24 protein-coding genes are annotated in these 25926 nt (G+C 58.3%); 8 read left to right on the forward strand and 16 right to left on the reverse strand.

Features of this window, described 5'->3' with window-relative positions:
- Positions 1-39: 39 nt before the first annotated feature.
- Positions 40-2055: an excinuclease ABC subunit UvrB gene (gene uvrB, locus IM284_RS17900; RefSeq protein WP_028012419.1), complete on the reverse strand. Its 2016-nt coding sequence runs from the start codon at positions 2053-2055 to the stop codon at positions 40-42.
- Between the two features lie 750 nt (positions 2056-2805).
- Between uvrB and IM284_RS17905 the strand changes: the two genes are divergently transcribed.
- Positions 2806-3528, forward strand: a complete 723-nt coding sequence (locus tag IM284_RS17905) for an ABC transporter ATP-binding protein (RefSeq protein WP_047363785.1) — start codon at positions 2806-2808, stop codon at positions 3526-3528.
- Here the strand turns inward: IM284_RS17905 and bioD are convergent.
- Genes bioD through bioB form a run of 4 tightly spaced genes read right to left on the reverse strand, consistent with a single transcriptional unit; the run spans position 3491 to position 7118 of the window.
- Positions 3491-4192, reverse strand: a complete 702-nt coding sequence (gene bioD / locus IM284_RS17910) for a dethiobiotin synthase (protein ID WP_047367763.1) — start codon at positions 4190-4192, stop codon at positions 3491-3493. The genes IM284_RS17905 and bioD overlap by 38 nt on opposite strands.
- The gene (gene bioC, locus IM284_RS17915; protein ID WP_045259949.1) at positions 4185-4940 is read right to left on the reverse strand and encodes a malonyl-ACP O-methyltransferase BioC; all 756 of its coding nucleotides are present in this window, start codon (positions 4938-4940) and stop codon (positions 4185-4187) included. Before bioC ends, bioD begins: the two co-directional genes overlap by 8 nt.
- Positions 4924-6081 (reverse strand): 8-amino-7-oxononanoate synthase, encoded by a 1158-nt coding sequence (gene bioF / locus IM284_RS17920; protein ID WP_047367762.1) that lies wholly within the window; start codon positions 6079-6081, stop codon positions 4924-4926. Before bioF ends, bioC begins: the two co-directional genes overlap by 17 nt.
- On the reverse strand, positions 6078-7118 hold the full coding sequence (bioB, locus tag IM284_RS17925; protein ID WP_028012414.1) for a biotin synthase BioB: 1041 nt from the start codon (positions 7116-7118) through the stop codon (positions 6078-6080). Before bioB ends, bioF begins: the two co-directional genes overlap by 4 nt.
- Positions 7119-7186: 68 nt before the next feature.
- Here bioB and bioA point away from each other — a divergent pair, with 68 nt between their 5' ends.
- Together bioA and IM284_RS17935 are read left to right on the forward strand one after the other, a co-directional pair.
- The gene (gene bioA, locus IM284_RS17930) at positions 7187-8494 is read left to right on the forward strand and encodes an adenosylmethionine--8-amino-7-oxononanoate transaminase (RefSeq protein WP_047367761.1); all 1308 of its coding nucleotides are present in this window, start codon (positions 7187-7189) and stop codon (positions 8492-8494) included.
- A 48-nt stretch (positions 8495-8542) separates the two neighbouring features.
- Positions 8543-9019, forward strand: coding sequence for a kinase inhibitor (locus tag IM284_RS17935; RefSeq protein ID WP_028012412.1), 477 nt, complete (start codon positions 8543-8545; stop codon positions 9017-9019).
- An 83-nt stretch (positions 9020-9102) separates the two neighbouring features.
- Here the strand turns inward: IM284_RS17935 and hutH are convergent, their stop codons facing one another.
- The 5 genes from hutH to hutI form a co-directional block, all read right to left on the reverse strand.
- Positions 9103-10623: a histidine ammonia-lyase gene (gene hutH / locus IM284_RS17940; protein WP_047367760.1), complete on the reverse strand. Its 1521-nt coding sequence runs from the start codon at positions 10621-10623 to the stop codon at positions 9103-9105.
- Entirely contained in the window at positions 10620-12308 is a 1689-nt protein-coding gene (gene hutU, locus IM284_RS17945; protein ID WP_047367759.1) for a urocanate hydratase, read from the reverse strand. Before hutU ends, hutH begins: the two co-directional genes overlap by 4 nt.
- 127 nt (positions 12309-12435) lie before the next feature.
- Positions 12436-13170: a histidine utilization repressor gene (locus IM284_RS17950; protein ID WP_047367758.1), complete on the reverse strand. Its 735-nt coding sequence runs from the start codon at positions 13168-13170 to the stop codon at positions 12436-12438.
- Positions 13171-13189: 19 nt separating this feature from the next.
- Positions 13190-14128 carry a formimidoylglutamase gene (hutG, locus tag IM284_RS17955; RefSeq protein WP_047367757.1) on the reverse strand — a complete coding sequence of 313 codons (939 nt, stop codon included), beginning with the start codon at positions 14126-14128 and terminating at the stop codon, positions 13190-13192.
- Positions 14125-15345 (reverse strand): imidazolonepropionase, encoded by a 1221-nt coding sequence (hutI, locus tag IM284_RS17960; protein WP_047367756.1) that lies wholly within the window; start codon positions 15343-15345, stop codon positions 14125-14127. The genes hutG and hutI overlap by 4 nt, the downstream gene beginning before the upstream one ends.
- 224 nt (positions 15346-15569) lie before the next feature.
- On the opposite strand from hutI, the gene IM284_RS17965 reads away from it, so the two are divergent.
- Complete coding sequence (locus IM284_RS17965; protein WP_047367755.1) at positions 15570-16853, forward strand: putative acyl-CoA thioester hydrolase; 1284 nt, start codon at positions 15570-15572, stop codon at positions 16851-16853.
- 55 nt (positions 16854-16908) lie between these two features.
- Here IM284_RS17965 and tisB read toward each other — a convergent pair whose 3' ends face one another.
- Positions 16909-16998, reverse strand: a complete 90-nt coding sequence (gene tisB, locus IM284_RS17970; protein WP_023332440.1) for a type I toxin-antitoxin system toxin TisB — start codon at positions 16996-16998, stop codon at positions 16909-16911.
- Between the two features lie 444 nt (positions 16999-17442).
- Positions 17443-18438, reverse strand: coding sequence for a 6-phosphogluconolactonase (gene pgl / locus IM284_RS17975; protein WP_041910746.1), 996 nt, complete (start codon positions 18436-18438; stop codon positions 17443-17445).
- A 140-nt stretch (positions 18439-18578) separates the two neighbouring features.
- On the opposite strand from pgl, the gene IM284_RS17980 reads away from it, so the two are divergent.
- Positions 18579-19397, forward strand: a complete 819-nt coding sequence (locus IM284_RS17980; protein ID WP_045259940.1) for a pyridoxal phosphatase — start codon at positions 18579-18581, stop codon at positions 19395-19397.
- Here IM284_RS17980 and modC read toward each other — a convergent pair whose 3' ends face one another.
- The 4 genes from modC to IM284_RS18000 form a co-directional block, all read right to left on the reverse strand.
- Positions 19398-20456, reverse strand: a complete 1059-nt coding sequence (gene modC, locus IM284_RS17985; RefSeq protein ID WP_028012403.1) for a molybdenum ABC transporter ATP-binding protein ModC — start codon at positions 20454-20456, stop codon at positions 19398-19400.
- A gap of 2 nt (positions 20457-20458) precedes the next feature.
- Positions 20459-21148, reverse strand: a complete 690-nt coding sequence (gene modB, locus IM284_RS17990; RefSeq protein ID WP_041910749.1) for a molybdate ABC transporter permease subunit — start codon at positions 21146-21148, stop codon at positions 20459-20461.
- Positions 21148-21921, reverse strand: a complete 774-nt coding sequence (gene modA / locus IM284_RS17995; RefSeq protein ID WP_045259938.1) for a molybdate ABC transporter substrate-binding protein — start codon at positions 21919-21921, stop codon at positions 21148-21150. The genes modB and modA overlap by 1 nt, the downstream gene beginning before the upstream one ends.
- 178 nt (positions 21922-22099) lie before the next feature.
- Positions 22100-22249 (reverse strand): AcrZ family multidrug efflux pump-associated protein, encoded by a 150-nt coding sequence (locus tag IM284_RS18000; protein ID WP_041910751.1) that lies wholly within the window; start codon positions 22247-22249, stop codon positions 22100-22102.
- A gap of 127 nt (positions 22250-22376) precedes the next feature.
- On the opposite strand from IM284_RS18000, the gene modE reads away from it, so the two are divergent.
- The 3 genes from modE to galE all read left to right on the forward strand — a co-directional run bounded on the left by modE (position 22377) and on the right by galE (position 25922).
- Complete coding sequence (modE, locus tag IM284_RS18005; RefSeq protein ID WP_193055855.1) at positions 22377-23165, forward strand: molybdenum-dependent transcriptional regulator; 789 nt, start codon at positions 22377-22379, stop codon at positions 23163-23165.
- A gap of 67 nt (positions 23166-23232) precedes the next feature.
- Complete coding sequence (gene modF, locus IM284_RS18010) at positions 23233-24705, forward strand: molybdate ABC transporter ATP-binding protein ModF (protein WP_047367753.1); 1473 nt, start codon at positions 23233-23235, stop codon at positions 24703-24705.
- Between the two features lie 200 nt (positions 24706-24905).
- A complete protein-coding gene (gene galE / locus IM284_RS18015) occupies positions 24906-25922 on the forward strand; it encodes a UDP-glucose 4-epimerase GalE (protein ID WP_041910754.1) in 1017 nt (338 codons plus the stop codon).
- Positions 25923-25926 lie beyond the last annotated feature (4 nt).

Consider the following 25926-nt stretch of genomic DNA (forward strand, 5'->3'; position numbering starts at 1 on the left):
GTACACCCACGGGGAGAGGGGGAATACACGTCGCTTTACCTATGATGCCGCGATAAACAGATCCCGCAGTTGATGCAGCTGGTCGCGGATCTGCGCCGCCTCTTCGAACTCCAGGTTCTGGGCGTGCTGCATCATCTGCCCTTCCAGCTCGTGGATTTTCTGCTGCAGCGCCTTCGGCGTCAGTACGACGGTATCTTCTTCCACCACTGAACGTGCCTTGCCGCGGCCTTTCGCTTTGGTCTTCGCAATGTTCTGACCCAGCGCCAGAATATCCACCACCTTCTTGTTCAGCCCCTGCGGCGTAATGCCGTGCTCTTCGTTGTAGCGCTGCTGCTTCTCGCGTCGGCGTTCCGTTTCGCCAATCGCTTTCGCCATCGACGGGGTGATTTTGTCACCGTAAAGAATCGCTTTACCGTTGACGTTACGCGCAGCGCGGCCAATGGTCTGGATCAGGGAGCGTTCAGAGCGCAGGAAGCCCTCTTTATCGGCGTCCAGAATCGCCACCAGCGAGACTTCCGGCATATCCAGACCTTCTCGCAACAGGTTGATCCCCACCAGCACGTCAAACTCGCCCAGACGCAGATCGCGGATAATCTCCATGCGCTCCACGGTGTCGATATCCGAGTGCAGATAGCGCACCTTCTCACCGTGTTCTTCAAGATACTCGGTCAGGTCTTCCGCCATGCGCTTGGTGAGCGTCGTCACCAGCACGCGCTCGTTGATGGCGGAACGGGCGCGGATCTCAGAAAGCAGATCGTCCACCTGGGTCGCCACCGGGCGCACTTCGATAATCGGGTCCAGCAGCCCGGTCGGACGGACCACCTGGTCGATCACCTCATCGCCCGATTTTTCCAGCTCGTAGTTGCCCGGCGTGGCCGACACGTAGATGGTCTGCGGCGCCAGCGCCTCAAACTCTTCAAACTTCATCGGACGGTTATCCAGCGCTGACGGCAGGCGGAAGCCGTACTCCACCAGCGTCTCTTTACGCGCGCGGTCACCGCGGTACATCCCGCCGATCTGCGGGATCGTGACGTGGGATTCGTCGATCACCAGCAGACCGTCGGCCGGAAGGTAGTCAAACAGCGTCGGCGGTGGCTCGCCCGGCCCGCGCCCGGAGAGGAAGCGTGAGTAGTTTTCGATACCCGAGCAGTAGCCCAGCTCGTTCATCATCTCCAGATCGAACTGGGTGCGCTGGCTCAGGCGCTGCTCTTCCAGCAGCTTATTGTTAGCCAGAAGCACCTTACGGCGCTCTGCAAGCTCCTCTTTGATCTCTTCCATCGCCTGCACGATACGCTCTCGTGGCGTCACGTAGTGCGTTTTAGGGTAGATGGTAAAACGCTGTATCACCGACTCAACGTGGCCGGTCAGCGGGTCGAACAGTGACAAACGCTCGACCTCTTCGTCAAACAGCTCGACGCGCAGCGCCATATCGTCCGATTCCGCCGGGAAGATGTCGATCACCTCACCGCGCACGCGGAACGTCCCGCGCTGGAAGGCCTGGTCATTACGGGTGTACTGCAGTTCGGCCAGACGGCGCAAAATTGCGCGCTGATCGATGATCATCCCCTGCGTCAGGTGCAGCATCATCTTCAGATAGAGATCCGGATCGCCCAGGCCGTAAATCGCCGAAACAGACGCGACCACAACCACATCGCGTCGCTCAAGCAGCGCCTTGGTCGCAGACAGTCGCATCTGTTCGATGTGTTCGTTCACCGAAGCATCTTTCTCGATGAAGGTATCAGAGCTCGGCACATAGGCTTCCGGCTGGTAGTAATCGTAGTAGGAGACAAAATACTCCACCGCGTTTTCTGGGAAGAACTCTTTCATCTCGCCGTAAAGCTGTGCCGCGAGGGTTTTATTGGGTGCAAGCACCATCGTGGGGCGCTGCAGGTCAGCGATCACGTTGGCGACAGTAAACGTTTTGCCCGAGCCGGTTACCCCCAGCAGCGTCTGGTGCGCCAGCCCGTCTTCCAGCCCCTCTTTAAGACGACGGATCGCCTCAGGCTGATCGCCAGAGGGGCGGAAAGCAGAATTCAGTTTGAACGGTTTACTCATGGGCGACGACCTGATGACGTTATAAGCGGCAGGTGAGTAATTTTACTCGTTGTTGCCAGGAATGCCAGTAAAAAACACTGGATGAAAAACCAGTAGCGTGTCAGGATATTTAGCGTAGCGGCGGAGTCATTAGCGCGTTAGCGGACAAAATTTAGGCTCTGACGAGATAAAAAACCAGCCAGGTTGGGTTATCCCCAGAACTTTTTCTTTTTTAACATTTGTCAAGCCAGGTAATGATAGTTTTATGGCAACGAGTGACACTTTCATTACGGTAATTGCTTTTATCTAAGCAATTAAATTTTAAACGATATTTTCTAAAGCCGCGTTTCGCGTCAATTTGGGCGAAAGCCGCGTCTTCTCTCGCTTATCGCGTGTTTTCTAACTCTAATGCACATGGTTATCCACAGGAATAGTGGATAACTGCTTCCAGCCCGTGTAGACCGCCGCTCAGCAAATTCCCGGATTTTCCCACGAGGCGGCAACAAAAAATTTTTATAGCTCTTTTTTGACGATAAACAGTTGAGTCATTCATAACCAACAGATGCGATCCTGCTCACATTTCAGCCATTTTTCGTCCTGCACCACAACTCACCATTCCCGGCACCGTCGATGTGCAAGCCACGCGTTTTTACCCTGCTCTCCTGTGGCTTATTCCTAAAAAAGTCGTTTTTTTAATCGATTTCAGGTTTCTGGCAAGCGTTTTGCAGCTTCACGTCAGGCCTATCCCTACGCATTTTTAAGGAGAGAAAGATGTTGAGTCTGCGTGCAGTGAATCAGTTTTACGGAAGCCAACATACGCTATGGAACGTGGATTTGGATTTTCCGCAAGGGATGTGTACAGGCGTCATAGGCCTGCCGGGGATGGGCAAAACCACCCTGATGAACTGTATTACCGGAAACATCCCCGTCGAAAGCGGCACGATTATCTGGCATGAAGCGGGCGCACCGCCGCGTGATTTGCTCAGCCCGGCACCGGAACAACGTTCAGAGCCGGGAATAGGCTATGTGCCGCAGGACAGGCGTATTTTTTCTCAACTGACGATTGAGGAGAATCTGCATATTGCCATGCGGGCGATGGGGAAACCCGACCCGGCGGCGAAAAGCGACGTATACGATCTGTTCCCGGAACTCTACGCGCGACGTCAGACGCGGGGCAATGCCCTTTCGCCAGAGGATCAGTATCAGCTTGCCCTGGCGAATGCACTGGTCAACCGTCCGCGGATGCTGATTCTGGATGAGCCTACGCATGGGGCAGGACACGGATTTGCCCAGAAGCTGGCGCAGCTGCTGGTGCGCTTAAACCGGGAGTTAGGCATGACGGTGCTGCTGGCGGAGCAGCAGCTGTCGTTTATCCGCCGGGTGGCGGATCGGTTTTGCATGCTTTATCGCGGGCGTAACGTGGCTCAGGGCCACGTTAGCGAGCTGAACGATGAGCTCATTGCCCACTGGATGTCGCGGGAAGCAAGACGCTGAGGTCGAGATAGCGCCCGGTTTCGGCCTGCTCAGCATCGCCAGCAATCCAGGGGATTTCCCCGAGGAACGGTGCCGGGAGCACGCGCTTGAGGGTCGCCAGATACTCCTGATGCCGCCTGCCCGGCGCAACCACGTCGTTGGCTATCCAGCCTGCCAGCGTCAGCCCTGCCTGCTGAACGGCCTGCGCCGTCAGCATGGCGTGATTGATGCAGCCCAGCTTCACGCCGACGACCAGAATGACCGGAAGCCGCTCGGCCTGCACCCAGTCAGCAAAGGTCTGCGTGTCCGAAAGCGGCGTAAACCAGCCTCCCGCGCCTTCCACCAGCACCCAGTCGGCCTGGCTTTCCAGCGTCCGTAACCCGGCAGACAGCACGGCGAAATCAATCGGACGGCCTTCGTCAGCGCTGATAATGTGTGGCGACGTCGGCTCGGCAAAGGTATAGGGATTCACCGCCGAATAGGCAAGCTCAAGGCTACTGTTACGCTGGAGCGCCAGCGCGTCGGTGTTGCGTAACCCTTCCGCCGTCATCTCGCTGCCGGAAGCCACGGGCTTATATCCGGCGGTGTTTTTTCCGAGCAGTCGTGCCGCCTGCAGCAGCGCAGCGCTGGCAACCGTTTTACCCACTTCCGTATCCGTGCCGGTAACAAAATAACGTTCAGTCACGTTCGATAATCCCATGAAAAAGTTGATAAGAGAGCGGGAAAAGGCCCCGCTGCTGCGGCCAGGCCAGCTCCAGGCGTTGCAGCTGCCCCCGGGTCAGCGGTTTTTTCTCCCGCCCGGCGTGCAGGTGCGTGGCGCCGATGCCCTTCAGAGAGCGCATGGCGCTGAACGCGTCGCTAAAATTAAGCGTGATGGTTTGCACCGTGCTGCGACAGCGCCAGCCTGCCAGCGCCTGCGTCACCTGCTCATACGATAAAAAGCGGTTCGCGTGCGGCTGCTCATCCACCGCTTTCCACGCCTGATTCAGCTCCGGCAGCGAACTTTCCAGCAAGGTGGTAAAGGCCACCTTTCCGCCCGGGCGTGCGACGCGATAAAGCTCGCGTAACGCCTGCGGCAGGCTGCTGCACCACTGCACCGCCAGATGGCTCCAGACCAGATCGAACTGCGCGTCCGCCAGCGGGATAGCCTCGATATCGGCCACGACATAGTGGTGCGCCGCCTGCTGCTGGCGCGCCTCGTCCAGCATGGCGGGCGACAGGTCGATGGCCGTCACCTCGCTCCCCGCCTCGCGCCAGTAGCGGCTGTTGCTGCCGGGACCACAGCCGGCGTCCAGCACCTGCGGGAAGCGGTTCTCGCCAAGCGCGGCCAGAAGCCCCTGCGCGCTCTGGCGCTGGAGTTCATCGTGCTGCGAATAGCTCCGCGCGGCCCGGCCAAATGCCGCCGCAACGGCCTGCTTATTCACCGGCATCATGAAGCGCCTCCAGCAGCGTCTGGATATCCTGCGCCTCATGCGCCGCCGTCAGGGTTAAGCGCAGACGCGCGGTGCCCGGCGGAACGGTTGGCGGACGAATGGCCGTTACCCACATCCCCCGCTCGCGCAGCGCCTGGGCCAGCGCCAGCGCGCGGCCGTTTTCGCCGACAATCACGGGCTGGATGGCGCTCTGCGAATCGGGACTCTGGAAGGGAAGCGCCGCCAGTCCCTGACGGAAGCAGGAGATGTGCTCTGCCAACTGCTGACGGCGTTCATCCCCTTCTGCGCTGCGGATCACCGCCAGCGACGCCGACAGCGCCACGGCCTGCGCCGGGGGCATGCTGGTGCTGTAGATGAGGTGACGGGCAAACTGCAGCAGATAGTCGGCGACAGATTCGCTGCACAGCACGGCGGCGCCGCTGACGCCAAAGCCTTTGCCGAAGGTAACCACCAGCAGTTCCGGCTTCACGTTTTGTTGATGGGCGCTGCCGCGTCCTTCATCGCCCATCACCCCAGCACCGTGAGCATCATCGACCAGTAGCCAGGCGTTTTGCCGCTTTGCGGCCTCGTGAAGCGCGGCAAGCGGCGCACTGTCGCCGTCCATGCTGAACACCCCTTCCGTGACCGCCAGCTGTTGCCCGTCGCAGGGTTTGTCCAGCAGAGAGGCGAGCTGTGACGCATCGTTATGGGCAAAACGCCGCAGCTGGGCGGGACTTAAGTTTGCCGCTTCCAGCAACGAGGCGTGGCTTAAACGGTCGGCGACAATGCGGTCCTCTTTCCCCATCATGGCCGTGATGACCGCCTGATTGGCGGCAAAGCCGGAGATAAACAGCAGCGCACGCGGATAGCCCAGCCAGTCGGCCAGCTCTTCCTCCAGCGCATGATGCGCCGTGGTGTATCCGCTGACGTGCCCCGAGCCACCGCTGCCCACGCCAAACCGCTCCGCGCCCTGCTGCCAGGCGCGGATAATGGCCGGATGCTGGCTCAGCCCGAGATAGTCGTTGCTGGAGAAATTACAAAACTGCCGTCCCTCGCGGGTCAGAAAACGGCCCGCGCCGTTTTCCACCACTCTGCGAACGCGAAACGCCTCTGCCGCCCGGCGTTCTTCCAGCGCGGCATTAATCCGTGCCTGCCAGGTCATACGGCTGCCGCGTTGTAGAACTGGTCGGTGTCGGCGTTGAGAATCTGCTGCTCCAGCTGCTGCTGTTGCTCGTTATCGCCCGTCAGCACCCCGGTCTGGTGCGGGTTCAGCCCCAGCTTGCGGAACAGCTGGACGTCTTTGTCCTCTTCCGGGTTCGGCGTGGTCAGCAGCTTGCAGCCGTAGAAGATGGAGTTGGCGCCGGCCATAAAGCACATCGCCTGAGTCTGCTCGTTCATCTGCTCGCGGCCCGCAGAGAGGCGAACGTAAGACGTTGGCATCATGATGCGCGCCACCGCGATGGTGCGAATAAAATCAAACGCATCCACATCCTCGTTATCCGCCAGCGGCGTGCCCTTGACCTTCACCAGCATGTTGATGGGCACGCTTTCCGGCGGGGTGGGCAGGTTCGCCAGCTGCAGCAGCAGACCCGCGCGGTCTTTCACCGTTTCGCCTAAGCCCACGATGCCGCCGGAGCAGACCTTGATCCCTGCATCACGCACTTTGTCCAGCGTATCCAGACGCTCCTGGTAGGTACGCGTGGTGATGATATTGCCGTAAAACTCCGGGGAGGTGTCGAGGTTGTGGTTGTAGTAATCCAGCCCAGCCGCCGAGAGGCGCTGCGCCTGCTCCTCGTTCAGCGTGCCGAGGGTCATGCAGGCCTCAAGCCCCATCTCCTTCACGCCTTTCACCATCTGCTCCAGATACGGCATATCGCGATCGTGCGGGTTTTTCCACGCCGCGCCCATGCAGAAGCGGGTTGAACCGGCGTTTTTCGCCTTGCGCGCGGAGTCGAGGACCTGCTCGACCTCCATCAGGCGCTCTGACTCCAGGCCGGTTTTGTAGCGCGCGCTCTGCGGGCAGTATTTGCAGTCTTCGGGGCAGGCGCCGGTCTTGATCGACAGCAGCGTGCTGACCTGAACATGGCGAGGATCGAAGTGCTGACGATGCACCTGTTGGGCTTCGAACATCAGCTCAAGGAAAGGTTTGTTGAATAATTCAGTAACTTGCGACATCGTCCAGCGTGCGTGGTGAGCCATTGGGCTTCTCCAAAGGGTTTTGTTAATTTTCGGTTCGGTTTATACTCGTAAACCTAAAACTTTTCAAAATGGTTTACAAGTCGATTATGACCCAGGACGATCTCGCCTTCGACAAGCAGCATATCTGGCACCCTTACACCTCCACTACCCGCCCCCTTCCCGTCTATCCGGTGGCCTCTGCCCACGGCTGCGAGCTGCATCTCGCCAGCGGCGAGCGGCTGGTTGACGGAATGTCCTCCTGGTGGGCGGCCATTCACGGATACAACCATCCGCGCCTGAACGCGGCGATGAAGGCCCAGATTGACCAGATGTCGCACGTGATGTTTGGCGGAATCACCCATCAGCCCGCGGTGGATTTATGCCGTCGCCTGGTGGCGATGACGCCTGACTCGCTGGAGTGCGTGTTCCTGGCGGATTCCGGCTCCGTGGCTGTGGAAGTGGCGATGAAGATGGCGCTGCAGTACTGGCATGCGAAGGGCGAAACGCGCCAGCGGTTCCTCACCTTCCGCAACGGCTATCACGGGGATACCTTCGGGGCGATGTCGGTCTGCGATCCGGACAACTCCATGCACAGCCTGTGGAAGGGCTATCTGCCAGAAAACCTGTTTGCCCCTGCGCCGCAAAGCCGCTTCGACGGCGAGTGGAACGAGACGGACATGGTGGGCTTCGCGCGGCTGATGGCGGCGCATCGCCATGAAATCGCCGCCGTTATTCTCGAACCGATCGTGCAGGGCGCGGGCGGAATGCGGATGTACCATCCGGAATGGCTGAGGCGCATTCGCAAGATGTGCGACCGCGAGGGCATTCTGCTGATTGCCGATGAAATTGCCACCGGCTTTGGCCGCACCGGCAAGCTGTTTGCCTGCGAACACGCGGGCATTGCGCCGGATATTCTGTGTCTGGGTAAAGCGCTGACTGGCGGCACCATGACGCTCTCCGCCACCCTCACCACTCGTCAGGTTGCCGACACCATCAGCGACGGCGAGGCGGGCTGCTTTATGCACGGCCCGACGTTTATGGGCAACCCACTGGCCTGCGCCGTGGCAAGCGAAAGCCTTGCCATTCTGGAGAGCGGCGAGTGGCGGACGCAGGTTGCGGCGATTGAGGCACAGCTGAAAGGAGAGCTGAGCGCCGCCTCGGGGGCGAATTTTGTGGCGGACGTGCGCGTGCTGGGTGCCATCGGGGTGATTGAAACCACCCGCCCGGTGAACATGGCGGCGCTGCAGCGCTTCTTCGTTGAGCAGGGCGTCTGGGTGCGGCCTTTCGGCAAGCTTATCTACCTGATGCCGCCGTACAGCATCACGCCGGAGCAGTTGCGTAAATTAACCGACGCGGTCGTAACAGCCGTTAACATTCCCGCGCATTTCGCGATTTAATCCCATGCGTTACACTTCCTGAACGAGTGAATAACGAGGATAAACCGTATGAAAATCATCAGTAAAGATCTGCGCGACGGTGAAAAACTCCCGGAACGCCACGTTTTCAACGGCATGGGCTATCAGGGGGATAATATCTCCCCACACCTGGCGTGGGACGACGTTCCTGCAGGAACCAAAAGCTTTGTCGTGACCTGCTACGACCCGGACGCGCCGACCGGCTCGGGCTGGTGGCACTGGGTTGTGGCGAACCTGCCCGCCGACACGCGCGTGCTGCCGCAGGGTTCCGGTTCAGACCTGGTTGCCCTGCCTGAAGGTGCCATTCAGACGCGCACTGACTTTGGTAAAGCGGGCTACGGCGGCGCGGCGCCACCTAAAGGGGAAACCCACCGCTATATCTTCACGGTGCACGCGCTGGATGTGGAGAAGATTGAGGTCGATGAAGGCGCGAGCGGCGCGATGGTCGGGTTTAACGTGCATTTCCATTCCCTGGGGAGCGCGTCGATTACGGCGATGTATTCCTGAAAAAAGCCGGGTGGCGGCTACGCCTTACCCGGCCTGGATTTCGCATTCGTAGGCCCGGTAAGCGCAGCGCCACCGGGCAAAAATCACAGCACCGAAGGTAGCAGTCCTACAAGGCGTCCTTCTTCCAGAAGCTGCATCGCCTTATCAATATCCGGCGCAAAGAAGCGGTCATCATCATAATGCGTGACGTGCTCGCGCAGCACATGGCGCGCCTGCTCCAGCAGCGGGCTGGATTTAAGCCCTTCGCGCAGATCGATACCCTGACACGCCGCCAGCCACTCCACCGCCAGCACGCCGCGGGTGTTGGAGGCCATCTCCCACAGACGACGCCCGGCAGCGGGTGCCATCGAAACGTGATCTTCCTGATTCGCCGAGGTTGGCAGGCTGTCCACGCTGTGCGGGTGCGACAGCGCTTTGTTCTCGCTTGCCAGCGCTGCGGCCGTCACCTGAGCGATCATAAAGCCTGAGTTAACCCCGCCGTTACGCACCAGGAATGGGGGCAGCTGGGACATGTGTTTATCCATCATCAGCGCGATGCGGCGCTCCGACAACGCCCCAACTTCGGCAATCGCCAGCGCGATATTGTCCGCCGCCATCGCCACCGGCTCGGCGTGGAAATTGCCCCCGGAGACCACCTCGTTTTCCTCGGCGAACACCAGCGGGTTATCGGACACCGCGTTGGCCTCCACCAGCAGCACCTCTGCTGCCTGGCGCAGCTGCGTCAGGCACGCGCCCATCACCTGCGGCTGACAGCGCAGAGAATACGGATCCTGCACCTTCTCGCAGTTATGGTGTGAATCCGCAATCTCACTCGTGTCGGTAAGCACGTGGCGGTACATGGCGGCGGCATCAATCTGCCCGCGCTGGCCGCGCACCGCGTGAATACGCGCGTCAAACGGACGACGCGAGCCGAGCACAGCCTCGGTGGTCAGCGCACCGCACACCACCGCCGACGCAAACAGATCTTCCGCTTCAAACAGGCCGCGCAGCGCAAAGGCCGTCGACGCCTGCGTGCCGTTAAGCAGCGCCAGTCCCTCTTTTGCCGCGAGGGTGATTGGCGTTAAGCCGGCTTTTGCCAGCGCTTCTTTCGCAGGGAGCCACTCGCCCTGCCAGCGCGCTTTGCCCTCACCCAGCAGCAGCAGCGACATGTGCGCCAGCGGGGCGAGATCGCCAGAGGCACCGACGGAACCTTTTGCCGGGATCCACGGATAGACTTCTGCATTCACCAGGGCCATCAGCGCCTGGATCACGCTCAGGCGAATGCCCGAGAAACCGCGCGCCAGGCTGTTGATTTTGAGCACCATCATCAGACGGACAATCTCATCATCCAGCGGCTGGCCGACGCCTGCCGCGTGCGACAGCACCAGCGAACGCTGTAAGTTTTCCAGATCGTGCGTGGCGATGCGGGTCTGCGCCAGCAGGCCAAAGCCGGTGTTAATCCCGTAGGCGGTGCGCCCTTCGGCAACAATCGCTTCTACGCAGGCGACGCTGTCGTTTATCGCGGCGTGGGCGCTTTCATCAAGTGAAAGGGTGACCGGCTGGCGCCAGACGTTACGCAGCTGTTTGAGCGTCAGCGAGCCGGGAGTGAGAGTTAACGCGTTCATGCATGCTTTCCTTGTGTGGCAGAGATCATCGGCAGGTTCAGTCCCTGCTCTTTGGCACAGTCAATGGCAATCTCGTAACCCGCATCCGCGTGACGCATCACGCCGGTTGCCGGGTCGTTGTGCAGGACGCGAGCGATGCGCGCGGCGGCTTCATCGGTTCCGTCACAGACGATGACCATACCTGAGTGCTGGGAGAAGCCCATCCCGACACCGCCGCCGTGGTGCAGAGAGACCCAGGTGGCGCCGCTGGCGGTATTCAGCAAGGCATTAAGCAATGGCCAGTCGGAGACCGCGTCAGATCCGTCGCGCATGGCTTCGGTTTCACGGTTTGGGCTGGCGACGGAGCCGGAGTCCAGATGGTCGCGGCCAATGACGATCGGCGCGGAGACTTCACCGCTGCGCACCATTTCGTTGAAGGCCAGACCCAGCTTTTGCCGCCACTCCAGCCCTACCCAGCAGATGCGCGCCGGCAAGCCCTGGAAGCTAATGCGTTCGCGAGCCATATCCAGCCAGTGGTGCAGGTGTTCGTCGTCTGCGACGATCTCCTTCACTTTGGCGTCGGTTTTGTAGATATCCTGCGGATCGCCGGACAAGGCCACCCAGCGGAACGGGCCGATACCGCGGCAGAACAGCGGACGGATATAGGCAGGCACGAAGCCGGGGAAGTCGAAGGCGTTATTCACGCCCATCTCTTTCGCCATCTGGCGGATGTTGTTGCCGTAGTCAAAGGTTGGAATGCCCAACTGGCTGAAGGCCAGCATCGCGGAGACGTGTTCCGCCATCGAACGCTTAGCCGCCAGTACCGTGCCTTCAGGGTCGGTTTCCGCTTTTTGCTGGTAGTCTTCCCACGTCCAGCCTTTTGGCAGGTAACCGTGCAGCGGGTCATGGGCGCTGGTCTGGTCGGTAACGAGATCCGGACGCACGCCGCGGGCGACCAGCTCCGGCAGAATATCCGCCGCGTTGCCGCACAGGGCAATCGACACCGCTTTGCCTTCGGACGTGTATTTTTTGATGCGCGCCAGCGCGTCATCAAGATTCTCGGCCTGTTCGTCGACGTAACGGGTACGCAGACGGAAATCAATGCGGCTCTGCTGGCATTCAATGTTCAGCGAGCACGCGCCGGCCAGCGTGGCGGCCAGCGGCTGCGCGCCACCCATCCCGCCCAGACCGGCGGTAAGCACCCAGCGGCCCTTCAGCGAGCCGTTATAGTGCTGACGCCCCGCTTCCACGAAGGTTTCGTAGGTGCCCTGCACAATCCCCTGGCTGCCGATGTAGATCCAGCTCCCGGCGGTCATCTGGCCATACATCGCCAGCCCTTTCGCGTCCAGCTCGTTGAAGTGTTCCCAGGTGGCCCAGTGCGGCACGAGGTTAGAGTTGGCGATCAGCACGCGCGGCGCGTTCTTATGGGTTTTAAATACGCCAACCGGCTTGCCGGACTGCACCAGCAGGGTTTCGTCGTGTTCGAGTTCGGTCAGGGATTTTACAATTGCGTCATAGCATTCCCAGTTGCGTGCGGCACGGCCTATGCCGCCGTAGACCACCAGTTCGTGGGGGTTTTCCGCCACCTCAGGATCAAGGTTGTTCATCAACATGCGCAGCGGGGCTTCGGTGAGCCAGCTTTTGGCAGTAAGCGTGGTGCCGCGCGCGGCGCGGACGTCCTGCTGGCGGTATTTACCTGACGACATTGTGTGCTCCTCATAAGGGACAGATGATGCATTTAGATATACTTGTATAGACAAGCACACACAAGGTCGGATTTAACAAAAAAGATACAATTTTGTTATATTGCGTTAGCGATCACGCTTATAAAACTTATGACATAAAGTGGCCCTGCAGCCGGTAACGGTTCCCCGGGAAAAGCAGTCGGGCATGCGACACGATATGCGATGATGACCAGGTACGACGGCGGATCAGCAGGCACGGATCGTGTTCTTTAATGCGCAACAGCTCGCACTCCTGCGGCGTCGCGCGTACGGCCTCTACAATGTGCTCCCCTTCCGTGAGCGGTGCGACGAGCGAGAGATACGCGTGCGGCGTGGTGTGGGTGTAATCCTGGTTCAGGTATTCCGGTATCCGCTCTGCGTTGACGCAGCGATCTTCAATCTGCACCGGAATGTCGTTTTCAAAATGCACCATCACAGAGTGGAAGATGCGGCTACCCTCTTTGACATTTAGCTCAACGGCCTGCTCGGCGCTGGCCTGGGTCTCTTCCAGCACCAGCACTTCGCAGCGGTGCTGATGATTACGCGAGGTTATCTCATCGGCAATGCTGCGGATTTCGAACAGGGCGGACTGCCCTTTCGGTTCCGCCACGAACGTCCCCACGCCCTGCAGGCGCACCAGAAGTCCTTCATCGGTGAGCTCGCGCAGCGCCCGGTTGACGGTCATCCGGCTAAAACCGAACTGCGCCACCAGCTCGGCCTCCGACGGAATGCGATCGTGCGGGCGCCAGACGCCGGTAGCAATCTTTTCGCTGATCGCCTGCTTCACCTTTTCATAAAAAGGCGCGGGCGGGCTCGGTTGCGGCAGGGGTGAGCGTGAAAACATCGTGACTCCTTTAATAGTGTTATGCCCACCAGTGAGCAATTTGCCAGGCCAGACGGGCAGCGAGCTTTGCGCCCTGTCCGTCCCGATCGTACTGCGGGTTAAACTCTACCAGATCGGTGGCCTGCAGCTTACCGCTGCGGCAGATTTGTTCAATAACCGGCATTAGATCCATTGCCGGGACGCCTAACGCCGCAGGGGCGGAAACGGCAGGCATTTCGCCCGCGGGCAGGACATCCAGATCGATTGTCAGATAGATACGATCGGCCTGCGCCAGCACCTTTTCCAAGGCCGATAATGCCTCGCGTCTGAAATGAAGATCCTCCACCAGCGTGACGTTCAGGCGCTCGGCCTCATCCCACAGCGCCTGCGTGTTCGCCGCCCGGCTCACGCCAAAGCAGGCGTACTGAAATGCCCGCCCGCGCTCAGCGCAGTAATGCGCCAGCTGGCGAAACGGCGTGCCGGACGTCGCCCGGTCGGCCTTGCGCAGATCGAGATGCGCATCCAGGTTTATCACCGCCACGCGCTCGCCGGGGAATGCATCCAGAACACCCCGTCCATGCGCCCAGGCAGTTTCATGCCCGCCGCCAAACACCAGCGTGCGCATCCCGGACTGCTGGCAGGCCGTCACGGCATCGCTTAACGCCCGCTGCGCGGGTTCAAGCTCATCGCTTTCAACGTACACCGAGCCCATATCCGCCAGCCGTTCGTGTCCCTGATGGCTTGCCATATTCGCCAGCGCTTTGCGCAGAATATCAGGGGCCTGCGCGGCGCCGGGCCTGCCCTGATTGCGTTTAACACCTGCATCGCATTCAAAGCCTATCAGCGCGATGCCGGATGAAAGCGGCGTGAACTGCGCCTGCTGTTGTATCGTCTGGAAAATGCGCGTTGCATTGCTGGCTTCGGCGCTGTCGTCTCGCCCCTGCCAGACCGTTTCGGCGACGGGCCGCCATAACTTCATACTGCCTCCCCACGGAAAATACGTTGATACAGCGGATTGCGTCCCGGCTCGTAGACCATCTCTACAGGATGGTGAGCATCCCAGACGATAAAATCAGCGACAAACCCCGACTGCAACTGCCCGTGCGTTGCGCCGCGGCCCAGCGCCTGCGCCGCATGCCGCGTGACGCCAGCCCAGGCCTCTTCGGGCGTCAGGCCAAACTGGACGCAGGCCATATTCATCGCCAGGTGCAGGCTGGCAAACGGGCTGGTGCCGGGGTTATAGTCGGTGGCGACAGCCATCGGCACACCACGTTTTCGGAGCTGATCAACCGGCGGACGCTGGCGCTCCTGCAGAAAATAGAACGCGCCGGGGAGCAGTACCGCAACCGTACCGCTTTGCGTCATCGCCTGAACGCCCGCGTCGTCGAGATATTCGATATGATCGGCCGACAGTCCGTTATATTGGCTGACCAGCGCCGCTCCGCCCTGATTCGACAGCTGTTCAACATGCCCTTTCACCGGGATACCGAGCGCGGCAGCGGCCTGGAAGAGGCGCTCGGTTTGCGACGGGGTAAAGCCGACGTTTTCACAAAACACGTCTACTGCTTCATATAACTCTTTTTGCCACAGCGTGGGCAGGATCTGCTCACAGACCAGCGCGAGGTACGCATCCGGATCCTGTCGGTATTCCGGCGGAACCGCATGGGCCGCCAGCAGCGTTGGGCTGATATCGATCGGATTATTGAGGCTCAGCTGGCGGGCAACCTGCAGCATCTTCTCTTCGGCCTCGGCGTTGAGTCCGTATCCCGATTTGATTTCAACCGTGGTGACGCCTTCATTCATCAGACGCTGGAGCCGCTGCTGCGCCAGTTTCAGCAGGGTTTCCAGGGAACTGCTGCGCGTTGCCGTCACGGTGGCGTTAATCCCGCCCCCCTGAGCGCTGATGGTCTGGTAAGAGACGCCGTTCAGACGCTGTTCCCACTCCGCCGCGCGGTCGCCGCCAAATACCAGATGGGTATGGCAGTCAATCAGGCCAGGCGTGACCAGACGTCCCTCAAGATCGATGACGTGACGGTGTCCGGAAGGAAGGTCAGATTCAGGGAGCACGGCAAGGATAGTTTGGCCGCGCACGACCAGCGCGTGCTGCTCTTTCAGGCCATAAGGCGCGGATGTATCGGGAACCATTGTTGCCAGGCGCGCATTTCGCCATATAACATCGTCAGGTTGAAGCTGCATGGGCATTCCACTTGTCATGGGTTGTATAGACATTTATTTGCATCCATCGTCTGCTGTCAACCGCCTTAAGGGAAAATGTTATTTATTTGTGATGACTTTCCCGTCACCTCCGGGCAAAAAATGCAACTTTTACCCTTTTTATCTTCCCGTTTCGCTCAACTTAGTATAAAAAAGCAGGCTATTTCGTCTATCCCGTAAAGACTTGCATACCCAGGAGCTTCACCTTGAACATTTCCAGGATTTCCCGTCTGGCGTTAGCGCTCGCCTTTGGCGTGACATTATCCGCATGCAGTTCTACACCACCGGATCAGCGTCCTTCTGAGCAGGTAGCGCCCGGTACCGCCTCCCGCCCGATTTTGTCCGCGGATGAAGCGAAGAATTTCGACCGCGCCCATTACTTCTCGGCGATGGATCCTAACGCCGCGCCGTGGACACCGTCTTCTATTAACCTGCCTAAACAGCCTGACTTCGTTGTTGGCCCGGCTGGCGCGCAGGGCGTAACGCATACCACTATCCAGGCAGCGGTTGACGCGGCAATCACTAAACACAGCGCGTCTCGCCAGTACATCGCGATCCTGCCGGGTGAATACGAAGGCACCGTGTATGTTCCGGCGGCTCCTGGCAGCATTACGATTTACGGTCTGGGTGAAAAAGCCATCGACGTAAAAATTGGCCTGGCGATTGATTCCGAAATCGACAGCACCGCCTGGCGTCACCTGGTGAACCCGGCAGGCAAATATATGCCGGGCAAACCGGCGTGGTATATGTTTGATAACTGCCAGAGCAAGCGTTCCGCCACCATTGGCGTGATGTGCTCGGCGGTGTTCTGGTCGCAGAATAATGGCCTGCAACTGCAGAACCTGACCATTCAGAATACCCTGGGTGACAGCGTGGATGCCGGTAACCACCAGGCCGTTGCGCTGCGTAGCGACGGCGATAAGGTGCAGATTAACAACGTCAATATTCTGGGCCGTCAGAACACCTTCTTCGTGACCAACAGCGGCGTACAGAACACGCTGCAGAACAACCGTCTGACCCGCACGCTGGTGACCAACAGCTACGTTGAAGGTGACGTGGATCTGGTGTCCGGTCGCGGCGCGGTGGTGTTTGATAACACCGATTTCCGCGTGGTGAATTCCCGTACCCAGCAGGAAGGCTATGTGTTTGCTCCGGCAACCCAGTCTAACCTGTTTTACGGCTTCCTGGCCGTGAACAGCCGCTTTAACGCGGCCGGTGACGGCGTGGCGCAGCTGGGCCGCTCCCTGGACGTGGACTCTGTGACCAACGGCCAGGTCGTTATCCGCGACAGCGTGATCAACGAAGGCTTTAACGTGGCGAAGCCGTGGGCTGATGCGGCTGTCTCCAAACGTCCGTTCTCCGGCAACACCGGTGCGGTGGACGATAAAGGAAACGTGCAGCGCAACCTGAACGACGCGAACTTCAACCGCATGTGGGAATACAACAACCGCGGTCTGGGCAGCAACGTGGTTGCTGAGCCGAAGCAGTAACGAGATGAGAGTAAAAGGGGGAGTTTAATCCCCCTTTTTACTGCGACTGAATGCGTCAGGCTCCAAACTTAAGATACGCATCCAATAGTTGCATAATCGCAACCATGAGTTGCAGGAACAGAATTGCCCATTCCACACCGCTCATACGCCACTCCTTTGGTATAGAGCACTTCTCCTCTGGTTTACCTTTCCGCTGCCTGTCACCAGAGGTGTGTTGGTTATGTTTTGATGTGCTCCGCAGTTTAGGCACCGTCGGCACCACCCGACAGCCAGGACTTAAAAAGGATCCTGAATTGCGGAACTGCAACACATCGAACCAACGCACAGAATGATATCAAATCACCACTGTACATAAAAACAGTTAAAACCGATTTAGGAATTTATAAAGCAAAAGCACTTAAGTGACTGATTATTATTTATATACTATTCACTGATCATTCCGTGTTCTCCTTTGTTCGTTGACGATGAATTTACATCGCCTTGAGTCGACATTATGATGACCCTGTTGGTTACGTTTTGATGTGCTCACCCGGCTACCACCGGGCATAAAAAAACCTCGCATTCGCGAGGTTTTTTTGTTTTAAACCGCTTAGTGCGCGTTAACCACCACCCACATTGGCCCCTGACCTACGGCGTAGCGTCCTTTCTCTTCCAGCAGGCCCTGCTCGCCTTTGATTTCATACAGCGCGATGTGATGGGATTTCTGCCCCGCCGCAATCAGGTATTTACCGCTGTGATCGATATTAAAGCCGCGCGGCTGGGTTTCCGTTGGCTGGAAGCCCTCAATAGCCAGCACGCTGCCATCTTCGGAGACGCTGAAGACGGTAATCAGGCTGGAGGTGCGGTCGCAGGCGTAGAGATGACGACCATCCGGCGTGATGTGAATATCTGCCGCCCAGCGAGTGTCAGAGAAGTCAGATGGCATCATATCCAGCGTCTGCACGCACTCAATCTGGCCGTTTGGATCTTTCAGCTCCCATACGTCCACCGAGCTGTTCAGTTCGTTAACGACGTAGGCATATTGCTGGTTCGGGTGGAAGACCATATGGCGAGGACCTGCGCCCTCAACGGTGGTGACTTCCGCAGGATTCTGCGCCACCAGGTGACCATCGTCGCTCAGGGTGAACAGGCAGATTCGATCCTGCTTCAGCGCAGGCACCCACAGCGTGCGGTTGTCCGGGGAGATATTCGCCGAATGGCAGCCTTCCAGCCCTTCCACCACGTCGACAGTTTCTACCGGAATACCATCGTCAAGACGGGTCACGCTGACGCAACCGGCATTGTAAGAACCGCTAAAAATGAAGCGGCCTTTACGATCGGTCGAGATGTGGGTTGGGCTGCCCGGCAGTGGCGCTTCAGCGGTGTAGGTCAGCGCGCCGTCGTCAGGAGAGATGCGGTAGGCCAGCACGCGAAACTCCGGGCGCACACCCACGTATAAGAAACGTTTATCCGGGCTGACGACCATCGGTTGCACCTGGCCCGGCACGTCAACAACCTGAACCAGCGTGAGCGAACCTTCTGCATTCAAGCGCCAGACGTGGATCTGCTGACTTTCAGGACTGGCGGTATAAACGGTTTGTTTCATGAATACTCCTTTCCTCACTGCACGTGAAAGTGATTATTTTTAACGGTGAATGCTGAATTTTAGCCAGGAATTTTGCAGCGATTTACTCTCGGTGTAACATCCCCTGAGACCTAAAATTCAACATTAACCCGGAAGAACAAATGACCTCGCGTGTGATTGCACTGGATTTAGACGGAACATTACTTACCCCTCAGAAAACCCTGCTCCCCTCCTCCCTTGAAGCGCTTAAACGCGCGCAGGAAGTGGGATATCAACTCCTTATCGTAACGGGTCGACATCACGTTGCCATTCACCCTTTTTATCAGGCACTGGCGCTGGATACACCTGCAATTTGTTGTAATGGCACTTATTTGTATGATTATCAGGCAAAAAAGGTTTTAGCCTCCGACCCGCTGCCGGTTCCCCAGGCGCTGCAGCTGATCGATCTGCTGGATGAGCATAATGTTCACGGCCTGATGTATGTGGATAACGCGATGGTGTACGAGCGCCCAACCGGCCATGTGGTACGCACCAGCAACTGGGCGTTGTCCCTGCCAGAAGCGCAGCGTCCGGTCTTTACCCAGGTTTCCTCTCTGCGTCAGGCGGCCCAGGACGTTGAGGCTATCTGGAAGTTTGCCCTGACGGATGAAGACACCACCAAACTGAATACCTTCGCGAAACACGTCGAGGACACGCTGGGGCTGGAGTGCGAATGGTCCTGGCACGATCAGGTGGATATTGCCCGCAAGGGCAACAGCAAAGGCAAGCGCCTGACGCAGTACGTGGAATCGCAGGGCTGGTCAATGCAGGACGCGATCGCCTTCGGCGACAACTACAACGACATCAGCATGCTGGAAGCCGTCGGTACGGGCGTGGCGATGGGTAATGCCGACGACGCGGTAAAAGCGCGCGCTAACGTGGTGATTGGCGACAACACCACCGACAGCATCGCGCAGTACATCTATACCCACCTGCTGTAATCAGGCGGTGATCGAAACGCTCTTGATTTGCGCGTAAAGCCACAGGCCGGGCTTGATTGCCAACTCATCCCTGGCCCACGGGCTGATGCGCGCCCAGAGCGTCCTGCTGCCCACGTCGAGCTTCACCTCCACTTGCCCGTTATCATCAAAACACTCCGCCACTTTGGCGCGCAGAATATTTCGAATACTGGTTTGCAGTGGCGGCTGCAGCACCAGCGAGACGTCCGACGCCTGGATGCGGATCCGCAGCGCGGACTGCAACGGTTTGTCGATCTTATTGACCCAAAGATGCTGGTCGCCCAGCGCCAGGGCGGTCATCGCGTAGTGCGGATGATGCTCCAGAACGCTCACCTTCAGGATGCTGCTCTGCTGTTCCCTGGGTAACCAGGGGTGCATCACGCTACTGCCCCACACCTCTTCCAGGTTGCCGAAGGCCTTCACGCTGCCCTCTTCCAGCACCAGCACTTTATCGGCCAGATGCAGGATCTCATCCAGTGAATGGCTGACGTAGAGCATCGGAATATTAATTTCGCGGGTCAGACGCTGTAGGTAAGGCAAAAGCTCGCGCTTGCGCGGTATATCCAGCGAGGCCAGCGGCTCGTCGAGCAGCAGCAGTTCGGGGGCGGTCAGCAACGCGCGGCCTATAGCCACACGCTGTTTCTCCCCGCCGGAGAGCGAGGACGGCAGCCTGTCGAGCAGGGGTTCAATGCCTAAAAGCGTCACCAGCTTATCAAACTGCCCGGCCATGCTTTTCGCCATGCCGTAGCGCAGGTTGCCGCGCACGCTGTAGTGCGGGAATAAGCGCGCGTCCTGAAAAACATAGCCGATGCGGCGCTTATCCGGCGAAAGGTAAATCTTGTTCTCCACGTCATTCAGGACGCGGTTGTTCAGGACAATGCGCCCTGACTGCGGGCGCGTCAGGCCGCTGATGGCGTTAATCAGAGACGTTTTACCCGCGCCCGACACGCCGAAGACGGCGGTGATGCCGCTCGCAGGCAGCGTCTCGTTAAGCGTCAGAGTATGGTTTCCCAGCGTCTGGGTGAAATTCAGTTCCAGCATCGTTATTTCCCCATCCGTTCGCGGCTTAGCCGTGCCAGCCATTCAGAAACCAGCAGCGAAACCAGGGCTAATACGATAGAGATGATGCACAGCCGCGCTGCGGCACTCTCCCCCCCTGGCGTCTGAATCAGGGTATACATTGCCGATGGGATGGTCCGCGTCTCGCCGGGAATGTTCGACACAAAGGTGATGGTCGCACCAAACTCGCCCAGCGAGCGGGCGAACGCCAGCACCGTCCCGACAATGATGCCCGGCAGCGTAAGCGGAAGCGTGATGGTAAAAAAGACGCGCCAGCGCCCGGCACCGAGCGTGCGGGCTGCCTGTTCGAGCTTCATATCCACGCCTTCCAGCGCGAGGCGGATCGCTCTGACCATCAGCGGGAATGACATCACCGCCGCCGCCAGTACCGCACCGCGCCAGCTAAAGGCAAAGGTGATTCCGAACCAGTCGTAGAGCTTTTCGCCGATAAAACCGCGTCGCCCCATCGAAATTAGCAGCAGATAACCGACCACCACGGGCGGTAAAACCAGGGGAAGATGAAGGACGCTGTCGAGCAGCGCTTTGCCGGGGAACCGACAGCGAACCAGTAGCCAGGCAAAAAAGATCCCAAAGGGCAAACTCAGCGCAACCGCCAGGGAAGAGACTTTAAGGCTCAGCAGAACAGCCTGCCATTCAGGATCGGTCAGTATCATCAGTGAGTCGTAAATCCATAACGTTTAAAGATTGCGGACGCCTCCGGCCCCTTCAGATAATCGCGGAAGGCCGTTACGGTCGCATTTTTATGTCCATCAACAATCGCCACAGGATATTCCACTTTCTTGTGGGAGTCTTCCGGGAAGGTTCCAACCACTTTTACGCCCTTGCTGGCAACTGCATCGGAACCATACACAATGCCCAGCGGAGCTTCGTTACGCTCCACCAGCGCCAGCGCGCCGCGCACATCTTCCGCCGGGGCCAGTTTTGGTGACAGGGTCTCCCACGCGCCCAGCTTTTGCAGCGCTTCTTTGGCGTAAATCCCGGCCGGAACGTGTTCCGGGTCACCCACCGCCAGACGGGCACCGTTCAGCAGGCGGGTCCAGTTTGTCTCTTTATTGATGGTGATTTCACCCTGCGTGCTGGCCTTCGGTGCAACCACAACAAGGCTATTGCCCAGCAGCGTTTCGCGGGTCGCCGCATCAATCGATTTCTTCTCCACCGCGTAGTCCATCCACTTCTGGTCAGCAGAGATAAACAGATCTGCCGGAGCGCCCGCTTCTATCTGCCGTGCCAGCGTAGAGGAAGAGGCAAAAGACGAGACTACCTCGACGTTTTTCTCTTTTTTATACGCCGCCGCAATATCCTGCAGCGCGTTGGTCAACGACGCCGCCGCAAAGACCGTGATTTTACCTTCGTCCGCCAGCGCGTGTCCGGTAAGTGAAAGCGTCAGCGTTGCCCCTGCGAAAAGGCGTACCCATGAACGTGCCATCTGTAACTCCTGTGAGTATCGTTATATACATATTAATATAACGGTATCGTCAGGGAGATCCCAGCGGTAATTCGTACCGCTCAAGGGGTAACACGGTGTGTTACGTTAAATAATATCGGCGAAAGTAAGAAAAGCTTGAGAGCAAAACGCCCGGGCAAGCCGGGCGTTTTGTGGGAAATTAATGCTGCTTTTTCGCACGGTCTCTGTGACCGATATTCGAAAAGATGTTGAACACTTCACCCAGGCCGTAGATGGCACCGAGGATGATGGCCATCACTACTGGTACCATGATCACGGCGAATACCAGACTTTTCAACAACTCTAACATGGTTTTCTCCAGATTTTGTGAATGGGCTATTCTACCCTGAAAAGTAAGAAAAACATCCCCTTTTGTGCGGTGCCCTTTGCGCCCTGCACCATTTGGGTCACAATATTCTTTTTGCCAGGACACTGTTATGCAGGCCGAAATTCTTCTTACTCTCCGACTTCAGCAAAAGCTTTTCGCCGATCCCCGACGTATTGCCCTGCTTAAACAGATAGAACAAACCGGCTCAATTAGCCAGGGCGCTAAGAACGCCGGGATTAGCTATAAAAGCGCCTGGGATGCCATCAATGACATGAACACCCTGAGCGAGCATCCGCTGGTGGACAGAGCCACAGGGGGCAAAGGCGGTGGAGGTGCTGTTGTCACACGCTACGGCCTGCGCCTGATTCAGCTCTACGATCTCCTGGGCCAGATTCAGCAAAAAGCGTTCGATGTATTGAGTGACGACGACAACGTTCCGCTGGACAGCTTGCAGGCCGCCATTTCCCGCTTCTCGTTGCAGACCAGCGCCCGCAACCAGTGGTTTGGTACGGTGACGGCGCGCGATAATCTCCAGGTACAGCAGCATGTTGAGATCCTGCTTGCCGATGGTGTCACCCGTCTGAAAGCGGCGATAACGGCCCAGAGCGCAGAGCGCCTTGACCTGGATGAAGGTAAAGAGGTGCTGGTATTGCTGAAAGCACCCTGGGTCAATATCACACGCGACCCGGACAAGGCAAAGGCGGCTGATAACCAGCTGCGGGGCACCATCAGCCATATCGAACGCGGCAAGGAGCAGTGCGAAGTGCTGATGCCCCTGGCAGACGGACAGGCGCTTTGCGCCACGGTCCCGCTCAGCGAGGCGAACGATTTAGAAGAAGGTGCTGTCGTCACCGCATATTTCAACGCGGACCGGGTGATTATCGCCACATTGTGCTGAGCGCATTGACAATCGTGACGACAGTGCGTATCCCTGATATCAATTGCTGCAAAAAATGGGATACATCATGTCATCATTGCATATTTCGCAAGGTACGTTTCGTCTTAGCGATACCCGAACGCTGACGATTGCCGATCTGACAATACGCGCGGGTGAAAGCTGGGCGTTTGTCGGCACTAACGGCAGCGGTAAATCCGCGCTGGCCCGCGCGCTGGCCGGAGAGCTTACCCTTCTCAAAGGCGAATGCCGGCGCGATTTCGCGCGCCTGACGCGCCTGTCCTTTGAACAGCTGCAGAAGCTGGTCAGCGACGAGTGGCAGCGCAACAATACCGATTTACTCAGTCCTGGCGAAGAAGATACCGGCCGCACGGCGGCGGAAATTATTCAGGATGAGGTGAAAGATCCCGCCCGCTGTCAGCATCTGGCGGAACAGTTTGGCATTTCCGCGCTGCTGAACCGGCGCTTTAAGTACCTCTCTACCGGCGAGACGCGGAAAACGCTGCTGTGCCAGGCGCTCATGAGCCAGCCGGAGCTGCTGATTCTGGATGAGCCCTTTGACGGGCTGGATGTCCACTCCCGCGCCCAGCTGGCTGCCCTGCTGGACTCTCTGAATCAGGAAGGCTATACGATCGTACTGGTGCTGAACCGCTTCGATGAAATTCCTGACTTCGTGCAGAACGCGGGCGTGCTGGCAGACTGTAGCCTGATCGAAACCGGAGAAAAGTCCGCGCTGCTCCGACAGGCGCTGATTGCCCAGCTTGCGCACAGCGAAAAGCTGGCGGGCATTGCGCTGCCGGATCCCGACGCGCCGGCAGCACGCCACGGTCTCGATCCCCGGCAGCCGCTTATCGTCCTGCGCGATGGCGTAGTCTCCTATGACGAACGACCGATCCTGAATCACCTCAGCTGGACGGTCAATCCTGGCGAACACTGGCAGATTGTCGGTCCCAACGGCGCGGGGAAATCCACGCTGCTGAGCCTGATAACCGGCGATCACCCGCAGGGCTACAGTAACGATCTGACGCTGTTTGGCCGCCGTCGCGGCAGCGGCGAAACCATCTGGGATATCAAAAAGCACATTGGCTACGTTAGCAGCAGCCTGCATCTGGATTACCGGGTCAGTACTACGGTACGCAACGTGATCCTTTCCGGCTATTTTGATTCCATAGGCATTTATCAGGCGGTGTCAGATAAACAGCACAAGCTGGCCCAGCAGTGGCTGGATATTCTGGGGATGGATAACCGGGTGGCTGACGCGCCGTTTCATAGCCTGTCGTGGGGGCAGCAGCGCCTGGCACTGATCGTTCGCGCGCTGGTAAAACACCCTACGCTCCTGATCCTCGACGAGCCGCTGCAGGGGCTGGATCCGCTTAACCGACAGCTGGTCCGCCGCTTTGTGGACGTGCTGATTAGCGAAGGTGAAACGCAGCTGCTGTTCGTTTCACACCATTCCGAAGATGCCCCCTCCTGCATCACCCACCGCCTCGAGTTTGTCGCGGACGGTGAGGGTTATCGCTACCTTCTCAGCAACGTAGATTAACCGCGGAGGGCACCGCCCTCCTCTTTTCAGATAACTTGCATCAATACATCGCTATCCCTTTGATCTAGAATGCTCTACGTCATCGAAAAAGCGAGTGTGAAAACGAGTGTAAACGATTCCACTATTTTATCCCATGTCACACTTTTTGCGTCTCTGTTATGCTATGGTTATTACATACCATAGGCCCAATGGAGCGAATTATGCGAGTTCTGGTAACAGGTGGTAGCGGTTACATCGGAAGTCATACCTGTGTGCAGCTGCTGCAAAATGGTCACGATGTGATCATCCTCGACAACCTGTGCAATAGTAAGCGCAGCGTGCTGCCGGTGATTGAACGTCTTGGCGGTAAACAGCCGACTTTCGTGGAAGGCGACATCCGCAACGAAGCGCTGATGACCGAAATCCTTCACGACCACGCCATCGAAGCGGTGATCCACTTCGCGGGGCTGAAAGCGGTCGGTGAATCCGTTGCGAAACCGCTTGAGTATTACGACAACAACGTCAACGGTACCCTGCGTCTGATCTCCGCCATGCGCGCGGCAAACGTCAAAAACTTTATCTTTAGCTCCTCCGCCACCGTCTATGGCGATCAGCCAAAAATTCCTTACGTTGAAAGCTTCCCGACCGGTACGCCGCAAAGCCCATACGGCAAAAGCAAGCTGATGGTAGAGCAGATCCTGACCGACCTGCAAAAAGCCCAGCCGGAGTGGAGCATCGCATTGCTGCGCTACTTCAACCCGGTCGGTGCCCATCCGTCTGGCGATATGGGTGAAGATCCGCAGGGCATTCCGAACAACCTGATGCCGTATATCGCCCAGGTGGCGGTAGGCCGTCGCGAGTCGCTGGCCATTTTTGGCAATGACTACCCTACCGAAGACGGCACCGGCGTGCGTGACTATATCCACGTGATGGATTTAGCAGACGGCCACGTTGCAGCCATGCAGCAGCTGGCTGACAAACCGGGCGTGCATATTTATAACCTCGGTGCCGGGGTCGGCAGCAGCGTGCTGGACGTGGTTAACGCCTTCAGCAAAGCCTGCGGTAAGCCGGTGAACTACCACTTCGCTCCGCGTCGTGATGGGGACCTGCCTGCTTACTGGGCCGATGCCACCAAAGCCGATAAAGAACTTAACTGGCGTGTCACCCGCACGCTTGATGAAATGGCACAGGATACCTGGCACTGGCAGTCACGCCACCCGCAGGGTTATCCGGACTAAGGAT

The sequence above is a fragment of the Enterobacter cloacae complex sp. P12RS genome (genome assembly GCF_014895875.1).
GTDB classification, from domain to species: domain Bacteria; phylum Pseudomonadota; class Gammaproteobacteria; order Enterobacterales; family Enterobacteriaceae; genus Enterobacter; species Enterobacter bugandensis.

Bases quoted from the DNA above. Each gene is read 5' to 3' on its own strand.
- modC (WP_028012403.1), bottom strand. From the start codon at position 20,456: ATGCTGGAACTGAATTTCACCCAGACGCTGGGAAACCATACTCTGACG.
- galE (WP_041910754.1), top strand. From the start codon at position 24,906: ATGCGAGTTCTGGTAACAGGTGGTAGCGGTTACATCGGAAGTCATACC.
- hutU (WP_047367759.1), bottom strand. From the start codon at position 12,308: ATGTCGTCAGGTAAATACCGCCAGCAGGACGTCCGCGCCGCGCGCGGC.
- modB (WP_041910749.1), bottom strand. From the start codon at position 21,148: ATGATACTGACCGATCCTGAATGGCAGGCTGTTCTGCTGAGCCTTAAA.
- bioC (WP_045259949.1), bottom strand. From the start codon at position 4,940: ATGATGCCGGTGAATAAGCAGGCCGTTGCGGCGGCATTTGGCCGGGCC.
- bioF (WP_047367762.1), bottom strand. From the start codon at position 6,081: ATGACCTGGCAGGCACGGATTAATGCCGCGCTGGAAGAACGCCGGGCG.
- IM284_RS17935 (WP_028012412.1), top strand. From the start codon at position 8,543: ATGAAAATCATCAGTAAAGATCTGCGCGACGGTGAAAAACTCCCGGAA.
- uvrB (WP_028012419.1), bottom strand. From the start codon at position 2,055: ATGAGTAAACCGTTCAAACTGAATTCTGCTTTCCGCCCCTCTGGCGAT.
- tisB (WP_023332440.1), bottom strand. From the start codon at position 16,998: ATGAGCGGTGTGGAATGGGCAATTCTGTTCCTGCAACTCATGGTTGCG.
- pgl (WP_041910746.1), bottom strand. From the start codon at position 18,438: ATGAAACAAACCGTTTATACCGCCAGTCCTGAAAGTCAGCAGATCCAC.
- bioA (WP_047367761.1), top strand. From the start codon at position 7,187: ATGGTTTACAAGTCGATTATGACCCAGGACGATCTCGCCTTCGACAAG.
- modF (WP_047367753.1), top strand. From the start codon at position 23,233: ATGTCATCATTGCATATTTCGCAAGGTACGTTTCGTCTTAGCGATACC.
- IM284_RS17905 (WP_047363785.1), top strand. From the start codon at position 2,806: ATGTTGAGTCTGCGTGCAGTGAATCAGTTTTACGGAAGCCAACATACG.
- bioB (WP_028012414.1), bottom strand. From the start codon at position 7,118: ATGGCTCACCACGCACGCTGGACGATGTCGCAAGTTACTGAATTATTC.
- IM284_RS17950 (WP_047367758.1), bottom strand. From the start codon at position 13,170: ATGTTTTCACGCTCACCCCTGCCGCAACCGAGCCCGCCCGCGCCTTTT.
- IM284_RS18000 (WP_041910751.1), bottom strand. From the start codon at position 22,249: ATGTTAGAGTTGTTGAAAAGTCTGGTATTCGCCGTGATCATGGTACCA.
- modA (WP_045259938.1), bottom strand. From the start codon at position 21,921: ATGGCACGTTCATGGGTACGCCTTTTCGCAGGGGCAACGCTGACGCTT.
- hutG (WP_047367757.1), bottom strand. From the start codon at position 14,128: ATGAAGTTATGGCGGCCCGTCGCCGAAACGGTCTGGCAGGGGCGAGAC.
- hutH (WP_047367760.1), bottom strand. From the start codon at position 10,623: ATGAACGCGTTAACTCTCACTCCCGGCTCGCTGACGCTCAAACAGCTG.
- hutI (WP_047367756.1), bottom strand. From the start codon at position 15,345: ATGCAGCTTCAACCTGACGATGTTATATGGCGAAATGCGCGCCTGGCA.
- modE (WP_193055855.1), top strand. From the start codon at position 22,377: ATGCAGGCCGAAATTCTTCTTACTCTCCGACTTCAGCAAAAGCTTTTC.
- IM284_RS17980 (WP_045259940.1), top strand. From the start codon at position 18,579: ATGACCTCGCGTGTGATTGCACTGGATTTAGACGGAACATTACTTACC.